Source organism: Phenylobacterium sp. T106 (genome assembly GCF_057219735.1).
Genome location: NZ_JBXVWA010000004.1, coordinates 145,224 through 171,031, shown reverse-complemented (window position 1 = coordinate 171,031; position 25,808 = coordinate 145,224). Strand labels below are relative to the sequence as shown.

The window sequence follows — 25,808 nt, the reverse complement described above, 5'->3', positions numbered from 1 at the left end:
GGTACTCCCGCAACAAGGACCGCCATGGCCGCCAAGCTCCTCATCGCGCTCGCGCTCATCTGGGCGCCTGGACTGGCCTTGGCACAGACCGCCCCGTCGCGGGTGGTCCCGCCGAACCGGCCCGACCAGACCGCGCCGCCCCGCGCCCCGCGCGGCGAGACGCCCCCGGCGCCGCCCGCCGCCGCGGCCACACCGCAGGTCCAGCCGTTCGTGCTGCGGTCGGTCGCCGTCGCAGGGTCCAGCCTGCCGCCGCCGCAGCTCGAGGCCGCCTACCGCCCGTTCATCGGCCGGACCGTCGCCGTCGCCGAGCTGCAGCAGATCGCCGACGCGGTCGCCGGCGTCTACGGGGGCAGCGACATCGCGCTCTACACGATCCTCGTCCCGGACCAGACGTTCGAGGGCGGTCGGCTCGAACTCACCGCGGTCGAGGGGTACGTCGAGGCCGTGGCGATCCAGGGTGAGCCGGGGCGGGCCCGAGGCCTGGCCGAGCCGTACCTACGCCGCCTGGAGGGCCAGCGCCCCCTGAAGCGCAGCACCCTCCAGCGCAGCATCTCTCTCGTCCGGGACATCCCGGGCCTCACCTCCGACGTCCAGCTGCAGAACGGCGGCCAGCCGGGCGCCGTGCGGGTCGCCGCCACGCTCGACCATCGTCCCGTGCAGGTCGGCCTGGGCGTGAACAACCGAGGCACGGCCTTCCTGGGCCGCACCCAGGTGCAGGCCGATGTGTACTTCAACAGCCTGCTGCGGCCCGGCGACCAGACGCGGCTCACCTATGCGACGCCCACCCGGCCCCGCCTCTTCCAGTTCTATGCGCTCGGCCACGGCCAGCCGCTGAACGCCGACGGCGCGACGCTGCAGGTCAATGCGAGCGCCCTGCGCACGCGGCCAAGGGACACCACGCTCCTGGGACATGCCTACTCGGCCGGGGTGCAGGTCACCCATCCGATCATCCGCAGTTTCGACCGGGACCTCAGCGTCGGCCTGGGCCTGGACGGGGTCGACAGCGACAACGCCTTCTTCGGTTCCACCTTCTCGGACGACCGCACCCGCGCGCTGCGCCTGTCGCTGGCCTATTCGCGCTCGACCGACAGGAGCCTCTTCGGGGCGAGCGGCGCCGTCAGCCGCGGCATCGCCGGCCTGGGCGCGCGCGCCACCGTGCCCGAGGCCAGCAGGCTCGACTTCACCAAGGCCAACGGACGGCTCACCTTCAACCGCACCCTGGCCGAGCCGATCACGCTGCGGCTGACGGGCGCCGGCCAGTACACGGGCGACCGGCTGCCGGCCTCGGAGCAGTTCGCCCTCGGAGGCGAGGAGTTCGGACGCGCCTTCGAGGCCTCGTTCATCGCCGGCGACTACGGCTACGGCGCCGTCGCCGAGCTGGCCTGGCGGCCCCCCGCCCCGGCCTCGCTGGCGGGATCGGAGGCCTATGTCTACGTCGACAGCGGCAAGGTCTGGTACCGCGGCCGCCTCGATCTTCCCACGCAGTCGGCGAGGCTCTCGTCGGCGGGCGGCGGCGTGCGCGTGGTGGTGGCGTCCCGGGCGATCGTGCAGGTCGAGGCCACCAAGGCGCTCACGAACCCGATCCCCGGGCTGGACCGCAGCGACTGGCGAGGCGTCTTCAACATCCGCACGCTGTTCTGAGCCGCCGGCCCCTGCCGCAGCGGCCTTGGTCCCAGACTCAAGATCCGGCCGTCCCGGCGAAGGCCGGGATCCAGATGGGAGGGCTCAGGTGTGGGTTCTTTAGGCTCGGGGCCCTTTCCATCACGATGTCGCACGTGGATCTGGGTCCCGGCATTCGCCGGAACGGTCGGAAGCTCTTGAAATCGCGAACTGATTGAATCCTACACCGCGCCGACGGCGGCGCCCGTCACGCCGCCCGGAGCCACCCGGCGGTAGATCAGCGCCTCGGCGACGTGCACCCGGCGCACGGGGCCCGAGCCCTCCAGGTCGGCGATGGTGCGGGCCAGCCTGAGGGTGCGCGTCCAGCCCCGCGCGGAGAGGCCGCCCACCTCGGCGGCGCGGGCGAGCAGGGCGCGGGCCGGCGGGTCCAGGTCGCAGATGGCCTCGAGGAAGTCCCCCTCGGCCTGGGCGTTCAGCGGCGGGCCCCGGTCGCCGGCCCGGTCCGCCATCTGCGAGCGCGCGTCGGCGACCCGGGCGGCGGCCTCGGCCGTGCCTTCCGCCGGCGGCGGCAGCGCGAGGTCGGCGGCGGTCACCGGCGGAACCTCCACCTGCAGGTCGATCCGGTCCATCAGCGGCCCCGAGATCCGGCCCTGGTAGTCGGTTTGGCAGCGCGGCGCCCGCCCGCAGGCCCCGCGCCCCGGCCCGCCGTGGCCGCACCGGCAGGGGTTCATGGCCGCCACGAGCTGGAACCGCGCCGGATAGCGCACGTGCGCGTTGGCCCGCGCCACCACCACCTCGCCCGTCTCCAGCGGCTGGCGCAGCGAGTCCAGGGCCTGGGCGCTGAATTCGGGCAGTTCGTCGAGGAACAGGACGCCGTTGTGCGCCAGCGACACCTCGCCGGGCTTGGCTTTCGCGCCGCCGCCCGTGAGCGCCGCCATGCTGGCCGAGTGGTGCGGACTGCGGAACGGCCGCGCGCGGCTGAGCTGGCCCTTGGCGATCAGGCCGGCGATGGAGTGGACCATCGAGGTCTCGAGGAGTTCCGCCGGCGTGAGCGGCGGCAGCAGCCCCGGCAGCCGCGCCGCCATCATCGACTTGCCCGACCCCGGCGGCCCGATGAACGACAGGTTGTGGCCGCCGGCCGCGGCGATCTCGAGCGCCCGCTTGGCGTTCTCCTGGCCCTTCACATCGCGCAGGTCGGGGACACGGTCGGCGTCCAGCATGTCGCCGGCCCTCGGCGCCGCCAGAACCTGCGTGCCGCGGAAGTGGTTCACCAGGGCGATCAGCGACGGCGCGGCGATGATCCGCGCGTCCCCCGCCCACGCCGCCTCGGGCCCGCAGGCCTCCGGGCAGATCAGGCCCAGGCCCAGGCCGCTCGCCGCGACCGCGGCCGGCAGCGCGCCGGCCACCGGCACGATGCGCCCGTCCAGCGAGAGCTCGCCGACCGCCGCCCAGCCGTCCAGCGCGTCGGCCGGGATGATCCCCATGGCCGCCATCAGGGCCAGCGCGATCGGCAGGTCGTAATGGCTGCCCACCTTCGGCAGATCGGCGGGCGCGAGATTGGCGACGATGCGCTTGTAGGGCAGCGCCAGCCCCATGCCGGTGAACGCGGCGCGCACCCGCTCGCGGCTCTCGCCCACGGCCTTGTCGCCGAGGCCCACCAGGATGAACGCGCTCTCGCCCCCGACGATCTGGACCTCGCAGTCCACGCGCACGGCCTCGACGCCGCTGAAGGCCAGCGTCACCACGCGTGCGGCCATCTTCAACCCCTCGTGGACCGGCGAAAGTTATCCACAACCGAGCATACTGGCAGGCTCAGATCAAGAACAAATTGGGAACTTCGAGGAAACTGATACGTTTCCGTGACTTCTCGGAGTCTCTTCGACGACGGCCTAAGCCTTCCGCCGTAGCGCCTCGACGCGCGCCCACATTACGTCCGTCGCGTCGACGCCGGTGAACCGCTTCAAGGCGACCGCGCCCGTGGGCGACGTGACGTTGATCTCGGTCAGCCACTCGCCGATCACGTCGATGCCGACGAACATCAGCCCGCGCGCCTTGAGCTCCGGGCCGATGGTGGCGCAGATTTCCCGGTCCCGCGCCGACAGCTCGACCGGGTGCGCCTCGCCGCCGACGGCGAGGTTGGACCGGATCTGCCCCTTGGCCGGCACGCGGTTGATGGCGCCCACCGGCTCGCCGTCCACCAGCAGGATGCGCTTGTCGCCCTTGGTCACCGACGGCAGGAACTTCTGCACGATGACGGGCTCGCGGCTGAGCTCGGCGTGGATCTCGAGCAGCGCCGACAGGTTGGGGTCGTCCTTCAGGTGCCGCGTGACGCCCGAGCCGCCCTTGCCGTTCAGCGGCTTCAGGACGATGTCGCCGTGCTTCTCCCGGAACGCGCGGATCGCCTCGCGGTCGTTGGTGATCAGGGTCGGCGGCTGCAGCTGGGGGAACCGGGTGACGAACAGCTTCTCGGGCGCGCTGCGCACCTCGCGCGGGTTGTTCAGCACCAGCACCTGCGGATGCACGGCCTCCAGGAAGAAGGTGGCGTCGATGTAGTGCATGTCGAAGGGCGGGTCCTGGCGCATCAGCACCACGTCGAACTCGGTGAGTTCGGCGCGCCGCACCGGCCCGGCCTTGAAGTGGTCGCCCTTCACGCGGTCGACGGTGATGTCCCGTCCGCGGGCGAAGACGCGGCCTTCCTCCAGCGCCAGCGAGTCCGTCAGGTACACGAACAGCGAATGCCCCCGCGCCTGGGCCGACTCCATCATCAGGAAGGTCGTGTCGCCCTCGATGTTGATCCCCTCGATGGGGTCCATCTGCACGGCGACCTTGAGCGGCATGCGGGCGTCCTTCGGCGTTGAGGCTCAGCCGACATAGGCCGTCGCGCGGACGAGCGCCACCCAGGAGCCGTCGGAGACGACCGATCCTCCCCCCTTCATTCCAGCGCTCGGCTTTCGGCTCCGCCGAAGTCTGGACGACAAGTCCCCGGGCCGGATACCGGCTGTCCTGTTCGCGAACATTGTGCGAACATGGACGGGTGTGGCGAGGCCGATGGAGACGATCATGGGCGAGAGCGTGACGAACCCGCGCCCGGGGCGGATCGCGGGCACGGCCGCCCTGCCGCGGCCTGCGAGTTGCGAGAGGCCTTGAGCTGTGGGTGTTTTCAGCCGGCTGGGGACGACGCCGCGGACGCGGTTGCCGGGCCGCCGCGAAGCACGGCATGAACGGGGCATGGGGCGTGAGATCGTTCTCGATACCGAAACCACCGGCTTCGACCCGCTGACGGGCGACCGGCTGGTGGAGCTCGCGGCGCTCGAGATCGAGCAGTTCGTCCCCACCGGCCGCAGCTTCCACGTCTACATCGATCCGTGCCGCGACATGCCCATCGAGGCCGAGCGGGTGCACGGGCTGACCAGCGGCTTCCTGAAGGGCAAGCCGCGGTTCGAGGACCCCGAGGTGGTGGACGCCTTCCTCGAGTTCGTCGGCGACGCCCCGATCATCGCTCACAACGCCGCGTTCGACCGCGGCTTCGTGAACTGGGAGCTTTCGCGCTGCAGCCGGGTCGAGATCCCCGAGCACCGCTGGATCGACACCCTGGGCCTGGCCAAGCAGCGCTTCCCGGGGATGCACAACTCGCTGGACGCCCTCTGCAAGCGCTTCCGCATCTCGCTGTCCGAGCGCGAGAAGCACGGCGCGCTGATCGACGCGAAGCTGCTGGCCGCCGTCTATCTCGAGCTGAAGGGCGGCCGCGAGCGGCGGCTGGAGCTTACCGCGTCGACGGCGGTGGGTTCGGTGGCGATGACCACCCGGGTCGAGTATGGGCCGCGGCCGCGACCCCTGGCCCCCCGTTCGACCGAGGCCGAACGGGCGATCCACGCGGCGTTCATCCGCGACAAGGTGAAGGGCGAGGCGCTCTGGGCCGAATTCGGCCTGGCGGTGATCGAAGCCGAGGACCGGGCGGCCTGAACGCCGTCCGCGCCGGCCTGTGCGCTATTCAATACCCGGTCATCCCGGCGAAGGCCGGGATCCAGATGGAAGGGCTCAGATGGGGGTCCCTTGCTTCGGAGCCCTTCCCATCATGATCTCGCACGCAAATCCGGGTCCCGGCATTCGCCGGGACGGTCGGAAGCCGTTGAAATCGCTGATATCCAATGGGGCCTGAACCCTAGGCGTGGCCGACCTGCGGCTCCTGCTGCGCCTTGCGCGCCGCGTAGACCCCGGCGAAATCGATGGGATCGAGCAGGAACGGCGGGAAACCGCCTTCGGAGCTCACCTCGGCGATGATGCGCCGGGCGAAGGGGAACAGGTAGCGCGGGCACTCGATCAGGAGCACCGGTTCCATCTCGTCGGGCTGGACCCCGCCGATCTGGAAGACGCCGCCGTACAGCAGCTCCACCACGAACAGGGCGCCGTCCGAGCGGTTGGCCTTGGCGGACAGCTTCAGGTCGACCTCGAAGAGCCCGTCCTCGCGCCCGCGGGCGTTCATCTCGACCCCGAGATCGATCTGCGGCTGGTCCTGGCTGGGGCGCAGGGCGTCCGGCGCGCGCGGATTTTCGAAGCTGAGATCGCGGATGAACTGGGCGAGGATGCGGATGCCGGGCTCGGAGCCTTGCAGCGCCATGTCGCCGGCGTCGGTGTCGGTCATGACTGGAGCGGATTTCTCATCTGGAGGCGGCAGGATCGCGCGCTTTCGGAGGACGCGGCTATCATGTGGGTAGGTCCGATGCAACGCCGCCCCTGACGACCGCGTTCCGGCGGACTATATGGGTGAAATGGGCGTATAAGGATGCGTTCGCCCCGCACTGACCTGAAAGCGGCTCGTTGCAAGTCCTCGAACTGATCATCTTCGCCGGCCTCGCGGCCATCGTGCTCTACCAGCTCTACTCGGTGCTGGGCCGGCGCGTCGGACGCCAGCCGGGCGAGCAGCCGGCGGCGGAAGCGACGCCGAGGCCCCCGCGCGCGCCCGAGCGCCTGGCGGAACCCGCCGACGACGGCGTGGAGCTGACGGGCCTGGCCGCAGTGAAGGCCAAGGATCCGGCCTTCGACATGACCCGGTTCCTGGGCGGCGCGAAATCGGCGTACGAGATGATCGTCAAGGCGTTCGCCGAGGGCGACAAGGCGACGCTCCGCAACCTGCTGGCGCCGCAGGTGCTGGAGAGCTTCGAGGCGGTGATCGACACCCGCGCCCGCGAGGGCCGGACCGAGACGGTGGAATTCCTGCAGGCGCCCCGCGCGGACCTGGAGCGGGCCGACGTGACCGACGGCGACCTCGCCCGCCTGACCGTCCGGTTCCTGGCCGAGTTCCGGAGCCGCACCAAGGGTCCGGAAGGCGAGGCCGTGGACGACCGCCGCACCGCCGAGCTCTGGACGTTCGAGCGGCGCCTCAAGGCCCGCGACCCGAACTGGACGCTCGTCCACGTGGACGCCGCCGAGGCGTGAGCCTGCCGGGGGGCCGACGGATGGCGGCGGCCTTCGCCGCCCTGAAGCTCGCCGTCTCGAGTCTGGCTGCCCTGACTCTGGCTGGCTGCGCCACGCCCTACGAGCACGGCCCGCCGCCACCGGGCTTCCCCACGCCTGCACCCCCGGCGCCCCGTCCGCAGGCGCCCGAACCGCGCCGGGTCGAGCTTTCGGCCCTGCCGGGCTGGTCGACCGAGGACCACGACGCCGCGTTCGGCGCCTGGCGGGCGGTGTGCCACGCGTCGAAGGACCCCGGCCTCTCCGACCTCTGCGCCCGGGCGCGGGCCGTCCGGGACGTGGCGCCGGGCGTCGGGCGGCCCTTCCTCGAGGCGTTCTTCGTCGCCGAGCGGGCGGAGGGGGAGGGCGTGCTGACGGCCTACTTCGCCCCGGTCTACCCCGCCCGCCGCCGTCCCGACGGCGAGTTCAGCGCGCCTGTCCGGCCGCGCCCCGCGGACCTGCTGGTCGAGGACGGGGCCGTCCTGCAGTCGCTGCCGGACGGCTCGCGGACCAGCTATCCCGACCGCAGCGCCATCGAGGCGCGGCCGTCCGACGACGCGCTGGCCTGGATGCGGCCCGAGGACCTCTTCTTCCTGCAGGTGCAGGGCTCGGGGGTCCTCGTGTTCGAGGACGGCGCGCGGCGCAAGGCGCTGTACGCCGCGCACAACGGCCGCCCCTTCGTGGGGATCGCCAACCCGATGCGGGACCGCGGGCTCCTGGCGCGGGACAACACCTCGGGCGATGCGATCCGCGGCTGGCTGGCGGCCAATCGCGGCGGGGCCGCCGACGAGATCATGCGGCTCAACCCCCGCTACGCCTTCTTCCGCCTCGCGCCGGACGACGGCCGGCCGCCGGCAGGGGCCGCGGGCGTACCGCTGCCCGGGAGCCGCGCCGTGGCCGTCGACCCCGCATTCCACGCCATGGGCGAACTGCTCTGGATCGACGCCAGCGCGCCGCTGCTGGCGGGCGCCTTCCCGACCTACAGCCGCCTGGTGACGGCGCTCGACACCGGCGGGGCGATCAAGGGCGATGTGCGCGCCGACCTCTACCTCGGCGAGGGCGAGGCCGCGGGCCTGGAAGCCGGCCGCGTGCGGCACACGCTCCGGCTCTGGCGGATCGTGCCGCGATGAAGCGCCACCCAACGCCGGAAGAGCTTCACCTGTGGGGCAAGGTCGCCGCCACGGTGCACCCGCTGCAGAACCGCGCGGGCCCGCAGCCGCAGACCCTGGACGCCCCCGCGCGCATCGCGCCTGCCCGGGTGGCCGAGGCGGCCAAGGCGCTGCGCGAACGCGTGGACGCCATCGAGCCCAACCGCCGCCATCGCATCGCCCGGGAACGCGAGGAGATCGGCGGGCGGATCGACCTCCACGGCATGACGCAGGACCGGGCGCGCCGCGCGCTGGAGGCGTTCCTGCAGCGGGCCTGGGACGACGGCTGGCGCGCCGTCCTGGTGATCACCGGAAAGGGCGTCCAGGGCGACGGCGTGCTGCGCCGGCGCGCTCCGGACTGGCTGGGCGCGCCCGAGGTGTCGCACATCGTCGCCGGAATCTCGGAGGCGTCGCGCCGTCACGGCGGGGAAGGGGCGCTCTACGTCGCCCTGAAGCGCAAGCCGCGCTGAGGCGGGCTAGCTTTTGCGCGCAGCCTTCTCCGCGAGGCCGGAAGTCCCCTCGCGGGCCTCGAGGCGCGCCGCGACGTCGTCGAGGCTGACGCCGGCGGCCGCGAGCAGAACCAGCCAGTGGTAGATCAGGTCGGCGCTTTCAGCGGTCAGGGCGTCGCGGTCGCCCTGGGCGGCGGCGATCACGGTCTCCACCGCCTCTTCGCCCATCTTCTTGGCGGCGCGGTCCAGGTCGCCCAGGAGCTGGGCCGTGTAGGACGTCGAGGCGTCGGCGCCCCGGCGGCTCTCGATGGTGCGGGTCAGGCGGGCGACGACGTCGGTGAAGCGGGTCATGCGGGAACGGGCTCCGTCAGGCGCACCGGGATGCCGGCCGCGGCCATGGCCGCCTTGGCCTCGCCGATGGAGATCTCGCCGAAGTGGAAGATGGACGCCGCCAGGACGGCGTCGGCGCCGGCCTCGACCGCCTCGACCAGGTGCCGCGTGGTCCCGGCGCCGCCCGACGCGATGACCGGCACGCTGACCGCCTCGGCCACCCGCCGCAGCAGCTCCAGGTCGTAGCCGGTCTTGGCGCCGTCGCGGTCCATCGAGGTGAGCAGGATCTCGCCCGCGCCCTTCGCCACCACCTCGACCGCGTAGTCGATGGCGTCCAGGCCGGTCGGGTTGCGGCCGCCGTGGGTGAAGACCTCCCAGTGGTCGCCCCGTCCCGGCGTCGTCACGCGCTTGGCGTCGACGGACACGACGACGGCCTGGCTGCCGAAGGCGTCGGCGCAGCGGCTCACGACGTCGCGGTCCTGCACGGCGGCGGTCATGATCGAGATCTTGTCGGCGCCCGCCAGCAGCAGACGGCGCCCGTCCTCGACGCTGCGGATCCCGCCGCCCACGCTGAGCGGCATGAAGCAGACCTCGGCCGTGCGCGCCACGACGTCGAGGATGATGCCGCGGTTCTCGTGGCTGGCGGTGATGTCCAGGAACATCAGCTCGTCGGCGCCGGCCGCGTCGTAGGCCTGGGCCTGCTCGACCGGATCGCCGGCGTCCACCAGGTTCACGAACTGCACGCCCTTCACGACCCGGCCGTCCTTCACGTCGAGGCACGGGATCAGGCGGGTCTTGAGCGTGGTGCTCATGCGGCCAGCCTCAGCGCCTCGGCGGGATCGATGGCGCCGTTGTAGAGCGCCCGGCCCAGCACCGCGCCCGCGACCGGCACGCCCGGCCGCGCCTTGAGCCTGGCGATGTCATCCACGCTGGCGAGGCCCCCGGCGGCGATGACCGGGATCGCCACGGCGTCGGCCATGGCGCCGAACGCCTCGACGTTGAAGCCCATGACGGTGCCGTCGCGGTCGATGTCGGTGACGATCAGGGCGGCGACGCCGGCGTCCTCGTAGCGCCGGGCCACGGTGATGGCGTCCAGGTCGGAATCGGCGGTCCAGCCCTCGACCGCCACCTTGCCCTTGCGGACGTCGACGCTGACGGCGATCTGCTCGGGCCATTCGCGGGCGGCGTCGATGACGACCTGCGGCTGCTTCACCGCCACGGTGCCCAGGATCACGCGGCTGACGCCCGCCTCGACCCACCGCTCGACGTCGGCCAGGCTGCGGATACCCCCGCCCAGCTGCACCGGCACCGACACGGCCGAGAGGATGGCCTCGACGCCCTGGGCGTTGATCGCCTCGCCCTTCACCGCGCCGTTCAGGTCGACCACGTGGATCCAGTGGAAGCCGGCGTCGGCCCACTGGCGCGCTTGGGCCCCGGGGTCGGCGTTGAACACGGTGGCGGTCGACAGGTCGCCGTGCAGAACGCGCACGCACTGGCCGTCCTTCAGGTCGATGGCGGGATACAGGATCAAGGGCGCCACTCCAGGAATGCGGCCAGGAGGCCGAGGCCGGTCCCCTGCGATTTCTCGGGGTGGAACTGCACCCCGGCCATGTTGTCCCGCGCGACGGCGGCGGGGAAGCGCCCGCCGTGGTCCACGTAGGCCGCCACGTCCGCCGGATCGGTGGGGAACATGGCGTACGAATGGGTGAAATAGACGGGCTGGCCCGCCCGGGGTCCGACGAGCAGCGGCAGGTCCGAGACGACCTCCAGCGTGTTCCAGCCCATGTGCGGCACCTTCAGGTGCGGATCGCTCACCGCGATCTTCCGCACGTCGCCCTCGATCCAGCCCAGGCCGGGGGTGACCCCGAACTCATGGCCCCGCGAGGCCATGAGCTGCATGCCGACGCAGATGCCGAGGAAGGGCGCGCCGCGATCGCGCACGGCGGCGTTCAGGGCTTCGATCACGCCGGGGCGGGCCGCGAGCGCGTCCATGCAGGCCTTGAACGCGCCGACGCCGGGCAGCACCACGCGGTCGGCGGCGGCCACCCGGTCGGGGTCGTGGGTCACGACGATCTCGGCCTTCCCGGCCGCGGCGCGGACCAGGGCCTTCTCGGCCGAGCGCAGGTTGCCCGACCCGTAGTCGATCAGGGCCACTTGCTGCATGGGATGATCCTTACAGCACGCCCTTGGTGGAGGGGGCGTGGCCGTGGGTCTTCGGGTCGAGCTCGACCGCCTGGCGCAGGGCCCGGGCCAGGGCCTTGAAGCCGCTCTCGGCGATGTGGTGGCTGTTGGCGCCGTAGAGGCACTCGAGGTGCACGCAGGCGCCAGCGTTCATGGCGAACGCGTGGTGGAACTCCTTGAAGAGCTCGGTGTCCATGTCGCCGACCTTGGGCGTGCGGAAATCCACCCGCCAGATCAGATAGGGCCGGTTCGACAGGTCGATGGCGCAGCGCGACAGGGTTTCGTCCATCGGGATGTAGGCGTGGCCGAAGCGGCGGATGCCCTTGAAGCCGGGCAGGGCCTCCTTGATCGCCTGGCCGAGGACGATGCCGGTGTCCTCGACGGTGTGGTGCATGTCGATGTGCAGATCGCCCTTGGTCTCGACCTCGAGGTCGATGCCGCCGTGGCGGGCGAAGCTGTCCAGCATGTGGTCGAAGAAGCCGATGCCGGTGGACACCTTGGACACGCCGGTCCCGTCCAGGTCCAGGGCGATCCGGATCTGGGTCTCCTTGGTGTTGCGGACGACCTCGGCCTTGCGGCTCATCTTCCTCAGTACCCCTTGGACGCGGCCAGGTCCTTCAGCGAGACCTGCGGGCGCGGACCATAGTGCGAGATCACCTCGGCCGCCGCCAGGGAGGCGAGCTGGCCGCACTGCTGCAGCGGCCGTCCCCGGGATAGACCGAACATGAAACCGGCTGCGTATTGGTCGCCCGCGCCGGTGGTGTCCACGACTTTCTCCACAGGCTCGGCCCGGACGGTCAGCCGTTCGCCCTGCGACAGGATCACCGAGCCCTTGTCGCTGCGGGTCACGGCGGCGAGGTCGCAACGGGTCCGCAGGGCCTCGCAGGCCTCGTCGAAGCTGTCGGTCTCGAACAGCGCGAGCAGCTCGGCCTCGTTGGCGAACAGCAGGTCGACCTGGGTCTCGATGAAGCCCAGCAGCCCGCCGCGGTGACGCTCCACCACGAAGCTGTCGGAGAGGGTCAGGGCGATCCTGCGGCCGGCGCCGTGCGCGAAGGCCGCCGCCTTGGCGAAGGCGCGCCGCGCCGCCTCGGCGTCGAAGAGGTAGCCCTCGAGGTAGACGATCTGGGCCGCCTCGACCGTGTCCTGGTCCACGTCGTCGTCGGTGAATTGCACCGAGGCGCCCAGGTAGGTGCACATGGTGCGCTGGGCGTCCGGCGTCACGTTGATCATCGAGACGGCGGTGGCCGGCCCGCCCTTCAGCGGCGCGTTCTCGAAGCGCGCGCCGATGCGGCGCATGTCCTGCGCGAAGGTGCGGCCCAGGTGGTCGTCCGCCACCTTGCCCATGAAGGCGCCGCGGCCGCCGAAGCTGGCCAGGCCTGCGATGGTGTTGGCCGCCGAGCCGCCCGACGCCTCGACCGCCTGCTGCATCTTCGAATAGAGCCGCGACGAGGCTTCGGGGTCGACCAGCATCATGGCGCCCTTGGTCAGCCCGTTCTCCGCCAGGAACGCGTCCGTGCACGGCGCGATCACGTCGACGATGGCGTTGCCGATCGCGGCGACGTCGTAGAGTTCGGGCATGCGTGGCTTTTCCGGTCCGATCTGGTGGGGCGGCTTAGCCGGATTGGGGTTCCGGAGCAACGCCGGGCGGCTCCACCGGCGGCTCGGTGCGTGGCTGGGCGGGCTGTCCGAAGTTGTCGCGGAACCGGAACGGCCGCACGTAGTGGTGGCGGCGAGGCTCGTCCCAGGCCCGCACGCGCGTCTCGACCGCCGCCGCTCGCACCGCCGCGAGACCGCGCGCCAGGCACCCCGAGCCGTCTTCGCGAGATTCCAGGCCCGGGGGCAGGGGGGACGCCGCGGCGGGGGTCGCGGCCGCCGGCGTGTCGTCCCCAGGCGAAGGGGCGATGGCGGGCGGCTCCTGCGGGCCGCACATGACGACCCACGTTTCGTAGGCGATCACCCGTCCCCTGGCGTCACGCCGCAGCGGGCGAACGGCCTCGAAGTCGTAGAGCCGCTGTTTCGTCCAGCGTGTCTCGCGGATCATCGGATCGCCCGGGGCAAGGCGGCTTTCCTGGACGAGGCCGTGGATCACCGACGACGCATTGAAGACGTCGCCGCCATTCCGCACGCCGTGGGCGCAGTCGGGCCAGGTCTTGAACGAGCCCGCAGGGTCGAAGACGCAGTCCGCCTCCGGGGCCGCCCAGATCCCGCGCCGAAGGACGAGCGGCGCGGTTTCAGTCACCAGGGCGGCTTGGGAGTGAACCTGGTTGGCCCGGCTGCACGCGGAGGCTGCGATCGCCATGGCCGCCATCGCCGCCGCCGGCCACCCGCGAGCCATGAGCCTCTCCGATCACAGACCCGTGATCGTACCACATCACGGAGCCGTGAACAGGTCTGGCAGGGCGCGTCTGATGGCAGGAACCGAGGCCTCCGCGGCATACCTGACGCCGGCCTCCTGACGTAACCTGCGCCGGATCGACGTCAGCCTGGGGGTCCGTCCATGCTCACCCGCCGCGCGTTCGCAGCCCTGTCCGCCTGCGCCTGCATCGTCCCGGCGACGGCCGTGGCCCAGGCAAGTCCCGCAGGGAAGTGGGTCTGTCCGCCGTGCGGATGCGACCACGACGGGAAGGTGTTCGACGCCCCCGGGACCTGCCCGGCGCCGGGCTGCGGCATGGAGCTGGTTCCGCAACCCGAGCAGAAACCCGCGCCGGCCCCCAGTTCACCGCGCTAGAGCCTATCCGGTCTCGATGCCGAACGCGCTTCAACCGCCCCAGCGGCCGCCGCGCATGCTGTGGTTCGACATCCGGCCGCCGAAGCCGCCGCGGCTGACCACGCTGGTGCGCGACATCATCTTCTCGGGCGGCCGCACGATGTCGGGGCGCTCGAAGCTGCGGTTTCCGATCCTGGCCCGGCCGGTGGAGTAGTCGGTCCAGACGCGCCCGCCGCCATAGGAGTAGTACCCGCCGTCGCGCCAGTCGCGGTACATGCCGCGCCCGCCCCAGCCGCCGTCCAGCATGCGGCCGACGACGAACCCGGCGATCAGCGGCCCCCAGATGCTGCCGCCCCCGCTCGCCTGCTGGCGGGGCACGCACTGGCCCTCGCCATAGACGTCCTCGCAGCTCTTCTGGTCGTTCCAGCTGGCGGCCTTCTGATCGTCGGCGAGGGCCTGCTTCTCGGCCTTGTCGCAGACGTCGTCGGGGACCTCGTTCTTGTCCTTGCACTCGGCCAGCGACTGGTAGGCGTAGGCGTCGACCGAGGGGCCGGGGTTTTCGATGCGGACGTTGTCGGCCGGGCTGTCGCCGCAGGCGGTGAGCGTCACCCCGCCCATCGCCATGAGCGAGGTCAGCGCCAGGGTCTTCGAGCGTTTCATGCCAGATCCTCGCGGCCCTCAGGCCGTCATGCAGGCGGCGTTCAGGATGCCGACGGTGATCGAGATGAACATCAGGTAGAGTGCGGTCGACACCTCGCCCCGCTCGATCCGCGCCGAGACGTCCGGCAGCGCGATGCGGCGGACCAGCCAGAAGGTGGCGATCTGGATCACGCCCGCCAGCAGGGCCCAGGCGACGAACTCGGGGAGCGAGTGGGTGTTGGCGAGCGCGGAGGCCAGCGGAATGACGTAGCCGATCAGCGCGCCGCCCAGGGCCACGGCCGCCGCGGGGTTGCCGGCGCGGATCAGGGCGCCCTCGTCGTGCGGCGTGATCCAGCGGTAGACCGCCTTGAAGACCAGCGTGAAGCCGCCGGCGGCCAGGAAGGCGAGGAGGAAGGCCAGGGCGCCGGTGGCGAAGGCGTTGGGGTCGAAGGTCATGCAGTCCCTCTCGAGCTGGCGTTTCACGCCTTAAGCTTCGAATTCTCCCACATTGAGCGGGATTCCCACCATCACCTCGTGGGTCAGGTCGCCGCCCTCCGGCTCCATCTCAATGGCCAGGAGCAGTTCGCGTCCATCACCCGGAAGGTCCCGGGCGAAGAGCATGCAGGTCTGGTAGATGCGCCGCGCCCGGGCGCCCGAGCGATCGTCGTAGACGCTTTCCCAGAAGCTGACCGGCTCCTGCCGCGCATCCGCGTCGCCGAACCAGAAGCGGCGGTACTCGGGCAGGTCCTGGCCGCCGAACGCGGGCGCCCGCAGCCGGTCCGCCCACCGGCGCCGCGCCGCGCCGTCGGGCGGGTAGTCGCTGGACCACGGTCCGAAGAGGGTGAAGTCGTCGGCGCCCTGGCCCTCGGGGTCGGGGCTGACCATCTGCAGCATGAGGTCGTCTTCGGTGTAGAAGCGGTGGACGAAGCCGTCCGGCCCCAGGTCGATGCGGCCCTGGGCCACGATCTCGAGCACGTCGGTGTCGAGGGCGAACTTCGCGTCCGACCCGTACCGGCGCCAAGCCAGGGGATCCAGGCGGACGGTGCGCCCGATGGTGATGTTGCGCACCACGGGGATCGCCTGATCGTCGCCCTGGTCGCGCTTTCCGCCGAAAAGTCCCCGGAAGATCACGTCGTCCGTCCTTGCTGAACGCGGACCATACGCGCATCTTGCGTGTTGTCAAATGTACGCGTATGGATACGTGAACGCATGGGACGGCGCAGGACGGACAAGGCGGCGGGCCTCAGCCCCGCGGAACGGACCCGGCTCTGGCGCGAGGAGCGCCAGCGGCTCGGGCTCGTGAAGCTGGAGCTCTGGGTTCCCCCCGCAGCCAGGTCCGACATCCAGGCCGCCGCCCGGGCGATCATCACGGCGTCGAGCCGCGGACCGGCGCTGATGAGAAACCCCGACCCTCCGCAGGGATCATTCCAGATGGACCATGTCATCGACACCGATTGGTCGGTGAAGAGTCTTGCCGAAGCGCTGTCCGAGACCCGCCTCCTGCGCGAGGGCGAACTGACCGCGCGCGTGCTGGAGGGGACGGACCCCGTGCTGCAGGTCACCATGCACGAGTTCGGGGACCTGCCGGTCTTCATGTCGGTGGGCGCCGAGCAAATCGTCGTGAGCGCGCTGCTGTGGCCGGTGGACGAGCAGAAGGACCAGGCGGCGTTCAACGTCTTCCTGCTGAAGGCGCAGAAGCTGGTGCCGCTCTCGAACTTCGGCATCACCACCATCGCCGGCCGCGACTACTACGAGGTGTTCGGCGAGCTGTCCTGCAAGACGACCCTGCAGACGGTCATCATCGAACTGCGCATGCTGGCGGAGAACGCGATCCGCGCCGCCAGCGACCTGCGCGACGATTTCGCCTCGGCGGCCTGAGCCCGGAGCCCACATGTCGATCTTCACCAAGCTCATCACCCTCTTCCGCGGCGCCAGCTACGACGCCGGCGCAGCGGTCGTCGACGCCAACGCGCTGCGCATCCTCGACCAGGAGATCCGCGACGCGGACAACGCGCTGGGGCGCGCCCGCGACGACCTGGCCACGCTCGTCGCCAAGCGGCGCATGCTGGAAAAGGAGATCCAGGGGCTGAAGGATCAGTCGGCCCGGTACGAGGGGTCGGCGCGCGCCGCCCTGGCGAAGGGCGACGAAGGCCTCGCCCGCGAGGTGGCCGTCCGGATCGCCGACCTGGAGACCGACATCGGCGTCAAGACCCCGCAGCTCGCCGACATGCGCACCGCCGAGGAGCGCCTGCACCAGACCATCGCCCAGACGCAGCAGAAGGTCGAAAACCTGCGCCGCGAGATCGACGTGGTGAAGGTCAACGACAGCGTCCAGCGCGCCCAGGCCTCCGTCGCCTCGCGCGGCGGCTCGGCGCAGGCGTCGCTCGGCTCGGCCGCGGACAGCCTCAAGCGGATCAAGGAACGTCAGGCGATCGCCGACGAGAAGTTCCGCGCCGCCGGCGAGCTGGAGGACAAGCGCACCGGCGCCGATCTCGACGCCAAGCTGGCCGCCGCCGGCATCCTGCCGGGCCACCAGAGCGCCGACGACATCCTGGCCCGCCTGAAGGCCCCCGCGGGCGAGCCGATGCCCCAGCTCGAGGCCCCGCGCCTGCAGATCGAGGCCCAGCCGGTCCCGGTCGAGCGGAAGGAGAGCTGAGGGTCCCGCTCTCCTTCGTCGTCATGGCCCGGCTCGTCCGGGCCATCCATTGAGCTGTGAGGTCGTGGCGATCCTCGGCGTCGCTGCTGCGGATGGCCGGTCGGCTCACAGCCCAATGGGTCCCCCGGACAAGCCGGGGGATGACCGGCAGAGAGGCGCAGGCTGAGGTCAGCACACCATGAAACGCATCAAGACCGACGAGCGCCCCGGCTGGGACGAGAAGGCCGAGCGGCTCGGCTTCACGTGGCGCCATATCGACGGGGCGCGGTACTGGGACGAGCGGGCCTACTACGTCTTCAGCCTTCCCGAGATCGAGGAGGGGCTGGAGGCGCCCGCGCGCGAGCTGCACGCCCTGTGCCTGGACCTCGTGGACGAGGTGGTGAGGTCGGAAGAGCTGATGGCGAAGCTCGCCATCCCCGAGGCCAGCCGCGACGACGTGGCCGAGAGCTGGGCGCGGCGCGATCCCTCGCTCTACGGCCGCTTCGACTTCGCCTACGACGGCGAGGGTCCGGCGAAGCTCTTCGAGTACAACGCCGACACCCCCACCAGCATCTACGAGTCCGCCGCCTTCCAGTGGATCTGGCTGGAGGACATGATGGCGGCCGGGCGCCTGCCCGCCAACGCGGACCAGTTCAACAGCCTGCACGAGAAGCTGCAGTCGCGCTTCCGGGCGATCTTCCCGGCGGGCGGCTTCGTCCACTTCGCCAGCGATCCCGACGCGGTCGAGGACCGTCAGACGGTGAAATACCTCGAGGACATCGCCACCCAGGCCGGGATCGAGCCCAAGTTCACGCCCGTGGGCGAGATCGGCCTGACGGCGGACCAGAAGTTCGTGGACCAGGACGGCTACGTCATCCAGGCGCTCTTCAAGCTGTACCCCTGGGAGGAGATGCTGCGGGAGGCGTACGCCGCCAACATCAAGGCCTCGGGGACGCAGTTCCTGGAGCCGGCGTGGAAGGCGGTGCTCTCGAACAAGGGCGTTCTGCCGCTGCTCTGGGCGCGGCACGAGGGGCACCCGAACCTGCTTCCCGCCTATTTCGAGGACGATCCCCGAGCCGCCGACCTGGGCCGCTCGTTCGTGCGCAAGCCGCTGTTCAGCCGCGAGGGCGCCAACATCGAACTCGTGAAGGCCGGCCGACGGGCCCGCGTGCTGGACCAGGGCTACGGCGAGGAGGGCCACATCCGCCAGGCGCTCCACGAGGTCACCGCCTTCGAGGGGAACTATCCGGTGATCGGCGCGTGGATCGTCGGGGACGAGCCGGCCGGGATCGGCATCCGCGAGGATCGCAGCCGCGTCACCCGCAACCTCAGCCGTTTCGTTCCCCACGCGATCATCGGCTGACCCGCGCTGTCGTCCCGGCCGCCTCAGGCGTGCAGGGATCCATACGCCCGAACAGAAGCCGCCTAAGCCTCCAGCACCGCGGCGAGCCTCGCGACGCCCGGCGCCATCGCGCTCACCGGGAAGCCCGTGAAGCCAAGGAGCAGCCCGCGTCTGGGCGTCTCGTCGTGGAAGAGGGGGCTGATCGCGCGGGCCGTCACGCCGCGGTCCAGCGCGCGCGCCTCGACGTCGACGTCGGACCGTCCGTCCTTCAAGTAGGCGATCAGGTGCATGCCCTGGGGCGGGACGTCGACGGCCAGCAGGTGGCCCAGGCGTCGCTCGAGCGCCTCGGCCAGGGCGTCCCGCTGGGCCCGGTAGGCCAGGCGTCGGCGGCGGATGTGGGCGGCGAACTGGCCGCTCTCCATGAAATCCAGGGTGATCGCCTGGGTGATGGTCGGCGGCTGGCGGTCGGTGAGTCGGCGCATGGCCGAGAGCGGCGCGACCAGCTCGCGCGGAGCCACGATGTAGCCCAGGCGGATGCCCGGGAAGATCGACTTGTTGAAGGTGCCCACATAGACCACCCGCTCGCCGCCATCGAGGCCCTGAAGCGAGGGCAGGGGCGCGCCCGCGTACCGGAACTCGGCCGCATAGTCGTCCTCGATCACCCAGGCGCCCGCCGACCGCGCCCAGGCGGCCAGCTCGAGCCGCCGGGCCATCGACATGGCGACTCCGTACGGAAACTGGTGCGACGGCGTGACGAAGCAGGCGCGCGCCCGCGGCGCCCTGTCGATCCCCGCCTGGACCACGAGGCCGTGCCGGTCGACCGGCACCGGGACGGCCGCCGCGCCCGCCCGCTCGGCCGCGTGCCAGGTGGGCGCATAGCCCGGGTCCTCAAGCCACACCTCGTCGCCCCGCCGCAGCAGCGTGCGGAGCGCCAGGTCGGTCGCCTGCTGGGCGCCGGAGGTCAGGATCACCTGGTCGGGCGTGCAGACGACGCCGCGCGCCGCCCGCAGGTAGTCTGCCACCGCCGCGCGCAGCCGCGCGTCGCCCGCCGCCTCGCTGTAGCCGAAGTGGACGGGGTCCAGGTGGCGCAGGGCCCGGCGGGTGGACTTCGACCAGGCGTCCAGGGCGCGGGCGTCCATCAGGGTGCGGCCGTTCGAGAAGGTCTGCGACGCGGGCGAGAGGGGGCCGAAGCCGAGCTCGGCCTCGGCGGCGTCCGATCGCGGCGCGGGCGCCGGCGCCGGCCGCACGTCGACCACGCCCGACAGGTCGCCGCTCACGTAGGTGCCCGATCCCTGGCGCCCCTCGGCGTAGCCCTCGGCCAGCAGCTGGTCGTAGGCCGCCACCACCGAGGCGCGCGCGACGCCGAGCCGCTGCGCGAGGTCGCGGCTGGAGGGCAGCCGGCCGCCCGGCTTCAGGGCGCCGTCGTGGATGGCGGCGCGCACCTGCTCGTAGACCTGGCGGATCACCGGACCGCCGGGGTCCGGCTCACGCCACGGATAGACCTCGGACCAGCTCACCGTCCCTCCCGAAGTGGTCTGCAGGATTGTCCACTATTGGACCTGTCCACCAGACCACGCACGGCCTAGCTCGCCAAGGCGAAAGAGATCGCGGCCGCGCGCCGCCCCGGAAGCCGCCATGGACCAGACCGCCGCCTACGTCCCCACCGACCGCGCCCGCGTGCGCCGCCGGCCGCAACGGGCCCACTACGACGAAGCCACCGTCCACGCCGTGCTGGACGCCGGCGTGATGGCGCACGTCGGCTATGTGCTCGACGGTCAGCCCTATGTGACGCCGACGGCCTACTGGCGCGAGGGCCGCCGGCTCTACTGGCACGGCTCGGCCATGAGCCGGATGCTCGACGCCGTGGACGGCGCGCCCGTCTGCGTGACGGTCAGCTTCCTGGACGGCTTCATCGTCGGCCGCTCGGGCTTCGTGCACTCGCTGAACTACCGCTCGGTGATGGCCTTCGGTCGCGCGCGGCGGGTGGAAGGGATCGCGGAGCGCCGGGCGGCGCTCGACCGGTTCATCGACCGGCTCTACGCGGGCCGGCCCCTCAAGCTGCGGCCGGCCACCGACGAGGAGGTCGCCGCCACCGCCATGGTCGTCATGGACATCGAGGAGGCCTCGGCGAAGATCCGCCAGACCGGCGTCGCCGACCTCCCCGCCGATACGGGCTGGGCCGCCTGGTGCGGCGTGTTCCCGGTGGAGACCCGGATCGGCGCCGCGCTGCCCGAGCCCGCCATGGGCGCGGGCGGGGCGCCCACCCTCGACCTCGCGCCCTACCGGGAGGGCGCGCGGCTGGACGAGGCGCTGGCCCAGGCCGCCTGCAGCGCGCAGGCGCGTGGTCAGGGGGCGCCGGTCTCGACGTAACGCTTCAGCCGGCCCCAGTTGGTGGAGAGGACGCCGTCGATCGTCGGCGCGGCCTTCACGATGAAGTCCCGCGCGCCGCCCACATTGTAGGTCGCGGTGAGCTCCGTGCCGCCGTCCTTGGCCTTGAGCTGCCAGAGCAGCGCGGCGCTGACGCCCTCGTCCTGCAGAGGGCCGAGCGCCGCGTGCGCGCGGATCATGCCCAGCTTGGGCGCCGCCAGCACCACCACGCCGTGCTGCACGCCGGCGCCGTCGCCCAGGGTCTCGCACCAGCAGCCGCCCGGCCGGAGATCCAGGCTCAGGTTCTCGGCGCGGCCGGAGTAGGAATGCTGGGGGTCCCACCAGCGGCCCAGCTGGCCGATGGCCTGGTACACCCGCTCGGGCGGCGCCGCGATCTGCACCACCGACTTCAGGCGGAAGCCGCCCGGGAGCTGCTCCACGACCTCGGCGCGCGCCGCGCCGGCGAGCGCCAGCACGACCGCCGCCGCCAATATCCCGGATCTCATGGCTCGCCCCCCGCTTGTCAGGCCGCCTCGAAGCTTAACGGCGCGCCCCAGAACGTCTCAACGAGCTTGTTCTGCATGCCGGGCTCGCCGGTCGTCAAAAAGCGACGAACGGCGCTGTGGCCCGGCCGGAACTCCGGGTGTCGCTCGAAATAGCGGGCCAGGGCGTCGGCCGTGGCCTCGGGCTGGCGGATGAGCGGCGTGCCCGGCGGCAGGGCTGCGGCGAACAGGTCGGCCACGATCTCGTAGTGCGTGCAGCCCAGGATCGCCCGGTCGGGCGGCCGGCCGATCCGGACGGCGAGGGCCTTCACGTGGCCGGCGATCGCGGCGGCGAGCTCGTCGCGGGAAGCGCCGGCCTCGATCATCCGGGCGAGGTCGGGACAGGGCTGGGAGAAGACGGCCACGTCCTGGCGGCGCTTGTCGATCTCGATCTCGTAGACCCGGCTGGCCGCCGTCGCCGGGGTGGAGAAGACGCCCAGGATGTCCACGTGCTCGACCTTGTCGCCCAGGCGGTCCGCCTCGTGCTCCCAGGGCAGCCCCGTCGCCGCCTCGATGGTCGGCACCACGATGCCCAGGATGTTCAGCGGCCGCCCCGCCTCGCGGCGGTAGCCCGGCAGCCAGGTCTGCTGCAGGCGGCGGAGGGCGACGCTGGCGGCGGTGTTGCAGGCCAGGATCACGACGTCGCAGCCCTCCTCGAACAGCCGCCTGGCGCCTTCCCGGGTGAGCTCGACGATCTCCTCGCCCGAGCGTCCGCCGTACGGGGCGTTGGCCTGGTCGGCCAGATAGATGAGGTCCGCCTGCGGGAACCGGTCCACGAGCCGGTGGTGCACGGTCAGGCCGCCCACGCCGGAATCGAACACGCCGATGCTCATGCGCCGGTGTTAGCGGCGGTCGGCCGGACGGTCCAGCAAGCTTGCCCACGGCGCCGCTTCAGTGCGAATGGCGTTCGATGACCACCAAAATGCTGAACACGCGCGACGGGCGCATGCTGGCGCTGGCGGGCGACCGCTACATCACGCCCTGCCTGGAGGCCTATGGCGAGCTCAGCCCCGCCGAGCGGGCGCTGCTGCTCCAGATGATCCGCCCGGGCATGTGCGTCGTCGAGGTCGGCGCGAACATGGGGGCCTTCACGCTCGCCATGGCGCGGGCCTGCGCGCCCGGCCTGCTCTACGCTTTCGAGCCCCAGCAGCGGATCTTCCAGATCCTGTGCGCGAACCTGGCCATGAACGACGTCGGCAACGTCATCGCCTCGCCGGACGCCTGCGGCCGGGCCGACGGCCGCGCCGTGATCCCGCCGCTAGACTACGCCGCGCAGGACAACTTCGGCGGCGTCTCGCTCGCGCCCGTCGGGCAACCGGGGCTGGAGGTGCGGGTGACGCCGCTCGATGCGCTGGCCCTGCCTGCCTGCGGGCTGATCAAGATCGATGTGGAAGGGTTCGAGATCGAGGTCATCGAGGGCGCCCGCGAGACCATCGGCCGCTGCCGGCCCCTGCTCTACGTCGAGAACGACCGGCCGCAGCATGCACAGGCGCTGATCCGGCTGATCGACGGCCTGGGCTACCGCCTGTTCTGGCACACCCCGCCGCTCGCCAGCCCGCAGAACTTCAACGGCCTCGACCGGCTGATCTTCGACCGCAACTACATGTCCAGGAACATGGTCTGCATCCCCGCCGAGCGCGGCACCGAGACGGACCTCGAGCTCATCGACCCGGACAACCCCCGCGAACCCGCCGCCTTCCGCCCGGCCGGCGCCTGAAGGGGCGAATGCTCACGTGACGTTCAGGTTGGACGTGCCTAGTTTGTGCGTCCCTCTCGAAAGTCGTTGCGGAGATCTCATGCGCCGGCGCACGTTCCTTGCCGCCTCCACGGCCACGGCCACGGCAGCCTTCCTCCCGGCCGCCGCCCTTGCCCAGGCCGGAAACCCGCTGCTGGAACCCTGGCGCGGGCCGTTCGGCGGGGTCCCGGCGTTCGACAAGGTCCGCGTCGCCGACCTCAAGCCGGCGCTCGAAGCCGCCATGGCGGAGGAGCTGCGCGAGATCGACGCGATCGCCGGCGCCGAGGCGGCGCCCACCTTCGCCAACACTCTGGAGGCGCTGGAGAAGACCGGCGAGGCCCTCGATCGGGTGCGCACCGTCTACGGCGTCTGGACCGGAACGCTGTCCACGCCCGAGGTCCGCGCCATCGACAAGGAGATGTCGCCCAGGATGGCGGCCCACGGCGACGCGATCCTGCAGAACGCCCGCCTGTTCGAGCGGATCGACGCCGTCTACCGGCAGCGCGGAAGCCTCAAGCTGACGCCCGAGCAGGACCGCGTCCTGTGGCTGCGCTGGAACAGCTTCGTCCGCAACGGCGCCAAGCTCAGCCCGCAGGCCAAGGCCCGCGTGGCGGAGATCAACAAGGAGCTGGCGCAGGCCTTCACCGCCTTCAGCCAGAACCTGCTGCACGACGAGACCGAGCGCGACCTGTTCCTGGCCGCCGGCGACCTCGCGGGCCTGCCGGCGGACGTGCGCGCCGGCATGGCCGCCCAGGCGCAGGGCAAGGGGCGGCCGGGCGAGTTCGTGATCGTCAACACGCGCTCGTCGGTGGACCCCGTCCTGACATACGCCGAGCGGCGCGACCTGCGCGAAAAGGTCTGGAAGACCTTCTACAGCCGCGGCGACAACGGCGACGCCTACGACAACAACCGGCTGATCAGCCGGATCCTGAAGCTGCGGGCCGACCGCGCGAAGCTGTTCGGCTACCCGACCCACGCCCACTGGCGCCTGGCCGACAACTCGATGGCCGAGACGCCCGACGCGGCCATGGCCCTGATGATGCGCGTCTGGCCGGCCGCGGTCGCCCGGGTGAAGGAGGAGGTGGCCGAGATGCAGGCCATCGCCGACAAGGAAGGCGCCGGGATCCGGATCGCGCCCTGGGACTACCGCTTCTACGCCGAGAAGGTGCGGGTCGCCCGCTACGACCTCGATATGAACGCGGTGAAGCCGTACCTGCAGCTGGAGAAGCTGCGCGAAGGCATGTTCTGGGCGGCGGGCCAGCTCTACGGCTTCTCGTTCCACCCGGTGACGGTCCCGGTGCAGCATCCGGACGTGCGGGTGTGGGAGGTGAAGCGCGGGGCCCGACACGTCGGCCTCTGGTACTTCGACCCCTACGCCCGCGCCGGCAAGCGCTCGGGCGCCTGGATGAACGCCTACCGGCCGCAGCATCGCCTGGGCGGCGCCGCCACCACCACCATCGTCTCGAACAACTCGAACTTCGTGAAGGGACCGCCCGGCGCGCCGGTGCTGATCTCGTGGGACGACGCCGAGACCATGTTCCACGAGTTCGGCCACGCCCTGCACGGGCTGAACTCGAACGTGACGTATCCGTCGGTGTCGGGGACGCGGGTGTTCCGCGACTACGTCGAGTTCCCCTCGATGGTGAACGAGTCCTGGCTGCGGACGCCTGAGGTGCTCAACCGGTTCGCGCTGCACCACGAGACCGGCCAGCCGATCCCCGCCGACCTGGTGGCGAAGATCGAGAAGGCCGCCACCTTCCGGCAGGGCTTCGACGTCACCGAGTTCCTGGCCTCGGCGCTGATCGACATGAAGCTGCACCTGGCGGGCGACGCCGACATCGACCCCGACGCCTTCGAGCGGGAGGAGCTGGCGAAGCTGGGGATGCCCGCGGAGCTGCCGATGCGCCACCGCACGCCGCAGTTCGGGCACGTCTTCTCCAGCGACGGCTATTCGGCGGGTTACTATTCCTACCTCTGGGCCGAGGTGATCGCGCTGGACGCGGTGGAGGCGTTCCGCGAGGCGCCGGGCGGGCTCTACGACAAGGGCGTGGCCCAGCGGCTGCACTACAGCGTCATGAGCGTGGGCAACGCGATCCACCCGCGCGACGGCTACCGCAAGTTCCGCGGCCGGGATCCGGACGTGAAGGCCTACCTGAAGGACAAGGGCTTCCCGACGGGCTGAGCGCTCAGCGCCAGTCCTCGCCGGCGTTGATGATGCGGCGGGTCTGGGCGAGGCGGCCCACCGGCCCGCGCGCGCCCACGCATTCGGCGACCACGGCGTCCTCTTCGCGGCCCACGATGCGGCAGGTCACGTCCTGGCCGAACGCGGCGGCCATCAGCGCGCCGCGCGACGGCGGCGCCGTGGCGGCCCGGATCGGGAGGTCGGCGAGCCGCACGGGGACCCAGGCCGAGGGACTTGCGCCCAGCGCCACGCAGAGGCGCTCGCCGTCCAGCACCTCGAGGACGGGGCCCCGGAACGCCTCGGCGTCGGCCGGCGGCGCGCCGCCGCACACGCCGGCCTGCGCCGTCCCGCCGAGGGCGAGGGCCAGGAAGAGGGCGGGTCCGAGGGCTCGATGGATCATCTTGGGTCTCAACGCGGGTCCGGACCGTCGGTTCGCAACGTCCAGGCCACACCCTGAGGACGGCGCCCGCCCGGCCGATC

The 25,808-nt window shown here is 71.7% G+C and carries 29 protein-coding genes; 12 read left to right on the top strand and 17 right to left on the bottom strand.

What is annotated here, in order from left to right; translation table 11 throughout:
- The first annotated feature begins 24 nt into the window (after positions 1-24).
- Positions 25-1,641 carry a ShlB/FhaC/HecB family hemolysin secretion/activation protein gene (locus AC2D8W_RS11095; protein WP_484671595.1) on the top strand — a complete coding sequence of 539 codons (1,617 nt, stop codon included), beginning with the start codon at positions 25-27 and terminating at the stop codon, positions 1,639-1,641.
- 200 nt (positions 1,642-1,841) lie between these two features.
- Here AC2D8W_RS11095 and AC2D8W_RS11090 read toward each other — a convergent pair whose 3' ends face one another.
- On the bottom strand, positions 1,842-3,377 hold the full coding sequence (locus AC2D8W_RS11090; protein WP_484671594.1) for a YifB family Mg chelatase-like AAA ATPase: 1,536 nt from the start codon (positions 3,375-3,377) through the stop codon (positions 1,842-1,844).
- Positions 3,378-3,509: 132 nt separating this feature from the next.
- Positions 3,510-4,457 carry a glutathione synthase gene (gene gshB / locus AC2D8W_RS11085; RefSeq protein ID WP_293479617.1) on the bottom strand — a complete coding sequence of 316 codons (948 nt, stop codon included), beginning with the start codon at positions 4,455-4,457 and terminating at the stop codon, positions 3,510-3,512.
- A gap of 391 nt (positions 4,458-4,848) precedes the next feature.
- Between gshB and dnaQ the strand changes: the two genes are divergently transcribed.
- Positions 4,849-5,583 (top strand): DNA polymerase III subunit epsilon, encoded by a 735-nt coding sequence (gene dnaQ, locus AC2D8W_RS11080; protein ID WP_484671593.1) that lies wholly within the window; start codon positions 4,849-4,851, stop codon positions 5,581-5,583.
- A gap of 199 nt (positions 5,584-5,782) precedes the next feature.
- Here the strand turns inward: dnaQ and secB are convergent, their stop codons facing one another.
- A complete protein-coding gene (gene secB / locus AC2D8W_RS11075) occupies positions 5,783-6,262 on the bottom strand; it encodes a protein-export chaperone SecB (protein ID WP_293485777.1) in 480 nt (159 codons plus the stop codon).
- 176 nt (positions 6,263-6,438) lie between these two features.
- On the opposite strand from secB, the gene timA reads away from it, so the two are divergent.
- Genes timA through AC2D8W_RS11060 form a run of 3 tightly spaced genes read left to right on the top strand, consistent with a single transcriptional unit; the run spans position 6,439 to position 8,689 of the window.
- Positions 6,439-7,056, top strand: coding sequence for a TIM44-related membrane protein TimA (gene timA, locus AC2D8W_RS11070; RefSeq protein ID WP_293485779.1), 618 nt, complete (start codon positions 6,439-6,441; stop codon positions 7,054-7,056).
- Positions 7,057-7,076: 20 nt separating this feature from the next.
- On the top strand, positions 7,077-8,201 hold the full coding sequence (locus tag AC2D8W_RS11065) for an MltA domain-containing protein (RefSeq protein ID WP_484671592.1): 1,125 nt from the start codon (positions 7,077-7,079) through the stop codon (positions 8,199-8,201).
- Entirely contained in the window at positions 8,198-8,689 is a 492-nt protein-coding gene (locus AC2D8W_RS11060) for a Smr/MutS family protein (protein ID WP_293485783.1), read from the top strand. Before AC2D8W_RS11065 ends, AC2D8W_RS11060 begins: the two co-directional genes overlap by 4 nt.
- Positions 8,690-8,695: 6 nt before the next feature.
- On the opposite strand, the gene AC2D8W_RS11055 is transcribed toward AC2D8W_RS11060, so the two are convergent.
- Genes AC2D8W_RS11055 through AC2D8W_RS11025 form a run of 7 tightly spaced genes read right to left on the bottom strand, consistent with a single transcriptional unit; the run spans position 8,696 to position 13,514 of the window.
- A complete protein-coding gene (locus AC2D8W_RS11055) occupies positions 8,696-9,019 on the bottom strand; it encodes a phosphoribosyl-ATP diphosphatase (RefSeq protein WP_484671591.1) in 324 nt (107 codons plus the stop codon).
- Positions 9,016-9,810 carry an imidazole glycerol phosphate synthase subunit HisF gene (gene hisF / locus AC2D8W_RS11050; RefSeq protein WP_484671590.1) on the bottom strand — a complete coding sequence of 265 codons (795 nt, stop codon included), beginning with the start codon at positions 9,808-9,810 and terminating at the stop codon, positions 9,016-9,018. The genes AC2D8W_RS11055 and hisF overlap by 4 nt, the downstream gene beginning before the upstream one ends.
- A complete protein-coding gene (gene hisA / locus AC2D8W_RS11045) occupies positions 9,807-10,529 on the bottom strand; it encodes a 1-(5-phosphoribosyl)-5-[(5-phosphoribosylamino)methylideneamino]imidazole-4-carboxamide isomerase (RefSeq protein WP_484671589.1) in 723 nt (240 codons plus the stop codon). Before hisA ends, hisF begins: the two co-directional genes overlap by 4 nt.
- Complete coding sequence (gene hisH, locus AC2D8W_RS11040; protein ID WP_484671588.1) at positions 10,526-11,161, bottom strand: imidazole glycerol phosphate synthase subunit HisH; 636 nt, start codon at positions 11,159-11,161, stop codon at positions 10,526-10,528. The genes hisA and hisH overlap by 4 nt, the downstream gene beginning before the upstream one ends.
- Before the next feature lie 10 nt (positions 11,162-11,171).
- Positions 11,172-11,762: an imidazoleglycerol-phosphate dehydratase HisB gene (hisB, locus tag AC2D8W_RS11035; protein WP_293485789.1), complete on the bottom strand. Its 591-nt coding sequence runs from the start codon at positions 11,760-11,762 to the stop codon at positions 11,172-11,174.
- A gap of 5 nt (positions 11,763-11,767) precedes the next feature.
- Entirely contained in the window at positions 11,768-12,757 is a 990-nt protein-coding gene (locus AC2D8W_RS11030) for an adenosine kinase (RefSeq protein WP_484671587.1), read from the bottom strand.
- A gap of 34 nt (positions 12,758-12,791) precedes the next feature.
- The gene (locus AC2D8W_RS11025) at positions 12,792-13,514 is read right to left on the bottom strand and encodes a hypothetical protein (RefSeq protein ID WP_484671586.1); all 723 of its coding nucleotides are present in this window, start codon (positions 13,512-13,514) and stop codon (positions 12,792-12,794) included.
- Between the two features lie 162 nt (positions 13,515-13,676).
- On the opposite strand from AC2D8W_RS11025, the gene AC2D8W_RS11020 reads away from it, so the two are divergent.
- Positions 13,677-13,907 (top strand): heavy metal-binding domain-containing protein, encoded by a 231-nt coding sequence (locus tag AC2D8W_RS11020; RefSeq protein WP_484671585.1) that lies wholly within the window; start codon positions 13,677-13,679, stop codon positions 13,905-13,907.
- Between the two features lie 30 nt (positions 13,908-13,937).
- Here AC2D8W_RS11020 and AC2D8W_RS11015 read toward each other — a convergent pair whose 3' ends face one another.
- Genes AC2D8W_RS11015 through AC2D8W_RS11005 form a run of 3 tightly spaced genes read right to left on the bottom strand, consistent with a single transcriptional unit; the run spans position 13,938 to position 15,656 of the window.
- Positions 13,938-14,546 (bottom strand): DUF1190 domain-containing protein, encoded by a 609-nt coding sequence (locus AC2D8W_RS11015; RefSeq protein WP_293485795.1) that lies wholly within the window; start codon positions 14,544-14,546, stop codon positions 13,938-13,940.
- Positions 14,547-14,564: 18 nt separating this feature from the next.
- Entirely contained in the window at positions 14,565-14,981 is a 417-nt protein-coding gene (locus tag AC2D8W_RS11010) for a DUF350 domain-containing protein (RefSeq protein WP_484671842.1), read from the bottom strand.
- Positions 14,982-15,011: 30 nt separating this feature from the next.
- Entirely contained in the window at positions 15,012-15,656 is a 645-nt protein-coding gene (locus tag AC2D8W_RS11005) for a DUF2491 family protein (RefSeq protein ID WP_484671584.1), read from the bottom strand.
- A gap of 78 nt (positions 15,657-15,734) precedes the next feature.
- Here AC2D8W_RS11005 and AC2D8W_RS11000 point away from each other — a divergent pair, with 78 nt between their 5' ends.
- The 3 genes from AC2D8W_RS11000 (at position 15,735) to AC2D8W_RS10990 (ending at position 18,523) form a co-directional block, all read left to right on the top strand.
- Positions 15,735-16,403, top strand: coding sequence for a YjfI family protein (locus tag AC2D8W_RS11000; RefSeq protein ID WP_293485797.1), 669 nt, complete (start codon positions 15,735-15,737; stop codon positions 16,401-16,403).
- A 13-nt stretch (positions 16,404-16,416) separates the two neighbouring features.
- Positions 16,417-17,181 (top strand): PspA/IM30 family protein, encoded by a 765-nt coding sequence (locus AC2D8W_RS10995; RefSeq protein ID WP_484671583.1) that lies wholly within the window; start codon positions 16,417-16,419, stop codon positions 17,179-17,181.
- 178 nt (positions 17,182-17,359) lie between these two features.
- A complete protein-coding gene (locus AC2D8W_RS10990; protein ID WP_484671582.1) occupies positions 17,360-18,523 on the top strand; it encodes a glutathionylspermidine synthase family protein in 1,164 nt (387 codons plus the stop codon).
- 62 nt (positions 18,524-18,585) lie between these two features.
- Here the strand turns inward: AC2D8W_RS10990 and pdxR are convergent, their stop codons facing one another.
- Positions 18,586-20,019: a MocR-like pyridoxine biosynthesis transcription factor PdxR gene (gene pdxR, locus AC2D8W_RS10985; protein ID WP_484671581.1), complete on the bottom strand. Its 1,434-nt coding sequence runs from the start codon at positions 20,017-20,019 to the stop codon at positions 18,586-18,588.
- A 118-nt stretch (positions 20,020-20,137) separates the two neighbouring features.
- Here pdxR and AC2D8W_RS10980 point away from each other — a divergent pair, with 118 nt between their 5' ends.
- Positions 20,138-20,872, top strand: coding sequence for a pyridoxamine 5'-phosphate oxidase family protein (locus AC2D8W_RS10980; RefSeq protein ID WP_484671580.1), 735 nt, complete (start codon positions 20,138-20,140; stop codon positions 20,870-20,872).
- Here the strand turns inward: AC2D8W_RS10980 and AC2D8W_RS10975 are convergent.
- Both AC2D8W_RS10975 and AC2D8W_RS10970 read right to left on the bottom strand, forming a co-directional pair.
- Positions 20,848-21,375, bottom strand: coding sequence for an SRPBCC family protein (locus tag AC2D8W_RS10975; protein ID WP_484671579.1), 528 nt, complete (start codon positions 21,373-21,375; stop codon positions 20,848-20,850). The two genes, AC2D8W_RS10980 and AC2D8W_RS10975, sit on opposite strands and share 25 nt — an antisense overlap.
- A 17-nt stretch (positions 21,376-21,392) precedes the next feature.
- Positions 21,393-22,244, bottom strand: coding sequence for a glutamate racemase (locus tag AC2D8W_RS10970; RefSeq protein ID WP_484671578.1), 852 nt, complete (start codon positions 22,242-22,244; stop codon positions 21,393-21,395).
- Positions 22,245-22,321: 77 nt separating this feature from the next.
- Here AC2D8W_RS10970 and AC2D8W_RS10965 point away from each other — a divergent pair, with 77 nt between their 5' ends.
- On the top strand, positions 22,322-23,128 hold the full coding sequence (locus tag AC2D8W_RS10965; protein ID WP_484671577.1) for an FkbM family methyltransferase: 807 nt from the start codon (positions 22,322-22,324) through the stop codon (positions 23,126-23,128).
- A gap of 79 nt (positions 23,129-23,207) precedes the next feature.
- Entirely contained in the window at positions 23,208-25,328 is a 2,121-nt protein-coding gene (locus AC2D8W_RS10960; RefSeq protein ID WP_484671576.1) for a M3 family metallopeptidase, read from the top strand.
- 4 nt (positions 25,329-25,332) lie between these two features.
- Here AC2D8W_RS10960 and AC2D8W_RS10955 read toward each other — a convergent pair whose 3' ends face one another.
- The gene (locus tag AC2D8W_RS10955; protein WP_484671575.1) at positions 25,333-25,728 is read right to left on the bottom strand and encodes a hypothetical protein; all 396 of its coding nucleotides are present in this window, start codon (positions 25,726-25,728) and stop codon (positions 25,333-25,335) included.
- Between the last annotated feature and the right edge of the window lie 80 nt (positions 25,729-25,808).